This window comes from Streptomyces sp. NPDC002536 (genome assembly GCF_053594995.1).
In genome coordinates this window covers 1-3994 of the sequence record NZ_JBSFWU010000215.1, presented here as the reverse complement: position 1 = coordinate 3994, position 3994 = coordinate 1, and the positions used below count along the sequence as shown (strand labels likewise).

Here is a 3994-nt window from a genome sequence, read left to right as displayed (position 1 = left end):
ATCTGACGCACCCGCAGCCGAAGTCCCGGGGCTTCGCCCCGGACCCCAAGGTGGTGCGTCGGCTGCAGGCCGTCGGTGGCTGGTCGCGCAGTTCCCCGCGCCCCTTACAGGGCGCGAAGATCCGCCGGACACTCCCCGGAGAAGGCCGGGTGGAGCCGAGCGCGTCGGAGGTACGGATGCAGAAGGGCAAGGGCTCTCCGGCGGCCCCCGCCCTCCCGGCGGCCGAGCACGGTCTGCCCGTCCTGCCGGAGCTCGCCGCACGGCTGGCGGAGGCGGCCGGGCGCAGCGGGCCGGAGCCGGTGGGCGGCGGCACGGAGGTGCGCGAGGCCGCCTGCCGCTACTGGGCGCGGCGCGGCCTGCCCGTGGGGCCCGAGCGCGTGGTCGCCGCCTCCGGTGCCCAGCCCCTGCTCATGGCGTTGCTCGCCGCGGCGGGCGGCGAGGTGCTCTTCACCCGCCCGTGCGCCGCCTGGTACGTGCCGGTCTCCCGGCTCGCCGGGCGGTTCGCCTACCCCGTGCCCGTACCGGCCGAGTGCGGCGGCGTCCCCGACCCGTTCGCGCTGCTGGAGACCGTCCGCAGGATCCGTGCCGAGGGCGGGCGGCCGCGGTTCCTGGTCCTGTCCGTCGCCGACGACACCACCGGCACCGTCGCCCCGCCCGAGATCCTGCACGAGGTCTGCGAGGCCGCCGCCGCCGAGGAACTGACCGTCATCAGCGACGAGACCTGGCGCGACACCCGGCACGACCCGCACGGCACCGTCTACGTCGGCCCAGCCGAGATGCGCCCCGACAACGTCGTCGTCCTCACCGACCTCGCGGGCACCCTGCTCCCGGCCGGCTGGCCCGCCGCCGTCGCCCGCTTCCCGGAGAACGGCCCCGGCACCGTGCTGCGCACCCGTGTCCTGTCCGTCCTCACGGCCCTGCGGGCCGAACTCTCGCCCCCGCTCGCGGCCGCGACGGCCTGGGCGCTGACCGAGCCCAAGCCCGTCCGCAACCGGATCACGGCCGCCGGGCGGCTCTACGGGGCCCTGGCCGGCGCCGCGCGCGAACGGCTCGCCACGGCCGGGGTGCTCTCCCGCCCGCCGCAGACCGGACCGCACCTCTACGCCGACCTGGGCGAGCTGCGCGAGCCCCTCGCCGCCCGCGGCATCACCGACTCCGTCGAACTGGAGGCCCATCTCACGGAGGCGCTCGGCCATCCGGCGCCCGGCAGTCACCACTTCGGCGACGAACCCGACGCCCTGCGCGTCCGTCTGGCCACTCCACCGCTCCTCGGTCCCACCGACGAGCAGCGGCAACGCGCCCTGGACGCCCGCGACCCGCTGGCCCTGCCGGACGTCGCGGAGGCGTTGTCCACTTTTGGAGCGGTGTTCAGTGAACTCGCCGGTGACTGACCTACCGTCATGAGCGTGCCTCGGTTCCCCACGAATGGAGCCCGTAGATGACCGAACAGACCGAGCGCCCCCTGGCGGGTCCACGCCCCTTCGGCGAGCGCCGCATCTGGCCCCGGTCGTTCACCGACCGCCTCACCGCACCGCTGCCCGGGGTCCGCGCCCTGGCCCGCCTCGCCCGCGAGGGCCGGCTGCGCCCGGGACCCGAAGCCCTGCTGGAGATCGCCGAACTGCCCGTCGAACCCGGCCCCGTCCCCCCGGCCCCGCCCGCCTCCGTCGCCGCCACCTGGGCCGGGCACGCCAGTTGGGTGCTCTCCGTCGGCGGGCTGACCGTGCTCACCGACCCCGTGTGGTCCCGCCGCATCCTGGGCACGCCGCCGCGGATCACCCCGGTCGGGGTGCGCTGGGAGGACCTGCCGAGAGTCGACGCGGTCGTCATCAGCCACAACCACTACGACCACCTCGACGCCCCCACCCTCAAACGGCTGCCCCGCGACACCCCGCTGCTGCTCCCGGCGGGCCTGGGCGGCTGGGCGCGCCGCCGGCGGTTCACCCGGGTCACCGAGCTCGACTGGTGGGAGGGGGTCGAACTGCCGGGCCCGGCGGGCATGGTGCGCTTCGACTTCGTCCCCGCGCACCACTGGAGCAAACGCGGCCTGCTCGACACCTGCCGCTCGCTGTGGGGCGGCTGGGTCGTCACCGCACCCGGCGGGCGGCGCGTGTACTTCGCGGGGGACACGGGCTACGGCCACTGGTTCGAGCGGATCGGGGAGCGGTATCCGGGCATCGACCTCGCGCTGCTGCCCATCGGCGCCTACGAGCCGCGCTGGATGCTCGGCACCGTCCACACCGACCCCGAGGAGGCCGTCCGCGCCTGCCAGGACGTGGGCGCCCGGATGATGGCCCCCATGCACTGGGCGACGTTCCTGCTGTCCGCCGAGCCGCCGCTGGAGCCGCTGCTGCGTGTCCGGGCGGCCTGGGCGGCCACGGGCCGGCCCCGGGAGGACCTGTGGGACCTGCCGGTCGGCGGGTCGCGGGTGATGGACGCGGCGGGAGTGAACGTCACTCCCGAGCCGTCGCCGTCGCCGTCCAGGTGAAGGTGAAGCGGTTGGCGCCGTGGCCGGTGCACAGGAGATGGGACGGCGGCCGGCCGGCCCGGGTGTCGATGCCGACGACCCCGGTGATCTCGTCGTAGGTGAAGCACACCGAGCCGTTGCCCAGCACCTCGTCCCGGCCGGGCGCCATCCGCCGCACCACCACCTGGACGGGCACGCCCTCCCGGATGCCGAAGTCCCGGGCGGGCTGCCCGGAGACCAGGGTCATGTCGAGGCCGTCGTCCGCGCGCAGGAACTGCAGGGACAGCCGCTCGCGGGCGCCGGCCGCGGTGCCGAAGTCCGCCCGGACCGCCCGGCCCCGGGGCCCGTCCGGCGCGACCACCGCGAGGCTGTGCGCACCGCCCGCCGCGACGGCGAGGACCGTCCGGCCCTCCACGGCCGCCGCGATCTCCGACACCTGGCCGTCCCGGTCCCGGCCGGCCGCCAGCAGCCGGCCGTCCTGCGTCACGGCCAGCCCGTGCAGGCTGCCGACCGAGGCCGCGCGGATCCGCTTGCCCTGCGCGGCCCGCAGCAGCCCGGAGACCTGATGGTGGTCGTCGCGGCCGGATCCCAGCAGCTCGCCGTCCTCGGTGACGGCGAGGCTGTGCATGCCCATGGCGGCCACCGACGCGATCCTCCTGCCGCGGGCGGCCTGCAGGATTCCCGACACCTGCCCGATGTCGTCCAGGCCGGCCGCGAGCAGCCGGCCGTCCTCGGTCACCGCCAGGCTGTGCAGCTCGCCCGCGGCGACCGCGGCGACCTTCGCGCCCTCGGCCGCCGCCACGATCCCCGACACGCTGCCGTGCCGGTCCTGGCCCGCGGCGAGGAGCCGGCCGTCGGCGGTGACCGCCAGCGCGTGGAAACCCCCGCAGGCGGCGGTGACGACATGCCGGCCGTGCGCCGCCTCGACGATGCCCGCCACCTGCCGGAAGTCGTCCAGACCCGTGCCGAGGAGCCGCCCGTCCGCGGTCACCGCCAGACTGAACAGCGGCCCGGCGGCGACCGCGGCGATCCGCTTGCCCTGCGCCGCCTTCCACAGGCCGTGCGCCTGCCCGTCGCTGTCGTACCCGGCGGCGAGCACCTGCCCGCCGGCCGTGACGGCCAGGCTGTGGTGGGCCCCGGCCGCGATCACGGTGACCTCCTGGCCCTGCGCCGCCTGGAGGACGTCCCGCACCTGCCCGTAGCCGTCCTGGCCGGCGGCGCGCAGCTGTCCGGGCGTCCGTGTCCTGCCGTCCGCGACGTGCTCTCCCGGGGCGGTGGACGTGGACATGGGCCCTCCTGGCGATGCAGCGCGGTGCGCGGTGGTCTCCCGCACGCCTCCACGCTGGGCGCTGTGCCGTGCCGCGGCATCCGCGGACCGGCGAACGGGTGATGCCGGGGCGCCCCGTCAGGGGCGCGGGGAACTGCGCGCTCAGCCACGACGCGCCTGTAGTCGAGGTGCTCGGGGCTTCGCCCCGGACCCCTGGGGTGGTGCGTCGGCTGCGGGCCGGTGGGGGCTGGTCGCGCAGTTCC

The 3994-nt window shown here is 76.5% G+C and carries 3 protein-coding genes; 2 read left to right on the top strand and 1 reads right to left on the bottom strand.

All coding sequences use genetic code 11. The annotated features are described in order from the left end of the window. Window positions 1-176: 176 nt before the first annotated feature. Complete coding sequence (locus ACWD4B_RS35350) at window positions 177-1391, top strand: aminotransferase class I/II-fold pyridoxal phosphate-dependent enzyme (RefSeq protein ID WP_451424615.1); 1215 nt, start codon at window positions 177-179, stop codon at window positions 1389-1391. Between the two features lie 47 nt (window positions 1392-1438). After that, entirely contained in the window at window positions 1439-2485 is a 1047-nt protein-coding gene (locus ACWD4B_RS35345; RefSeq protein ID WP_451424614.1) for an MBL fold metallo-hydrolase, read from the top strand. Here the strand turns inward: ACWD4B_RS35345 and ACWD4B_RS35340 are convergent. Next, window positions 2451-3752 carry an RCC1 domain-containing protein gene (locus ACWD4B_RS35340; RefSeq protein ID WP_451424613.1) on the bottom strand — a complete coding sequence of 434 codons (1302 nt, stop codon included), beginning with the start codon at window positions 3750-3752 and terminating at the stop codon, window positions 2451-2453. The two genes, ACWD4B_RS35345 and ACWD4B_RS35340, sit on opposite strands and share 35 nt — an antisense overlap. Between the last annotated feature and the right edge of the window lie 242 nt (window positions 3753-3994).

Excerpts from the sequence above, each read along its gene's own strand:
- ACWD4B_RS35340 (WP_451424613.1), bottom strand. The coding sequence starts at position 3,752 with ATGTCCACGTCCACCGCCCCGGGAGAGCACGTCGCGGACGGCAGGACA.
- ACWD4B_RS35350 (WP_451424615.1), top strand. The coding sequence starts at position 177 with ATGCAGAAGGGCAAGGGCTCTCCGGCGGCCCCCGCCCTCCCGGCGGCC.
- ACWD4B_RS35345 (WP_451424614.1), top strand. The coding sequence starts at position 1,439 with ATGACCGAACAGACCGAGCGCCCCCTGGCGGGTCCACGCCCCTTCGGC.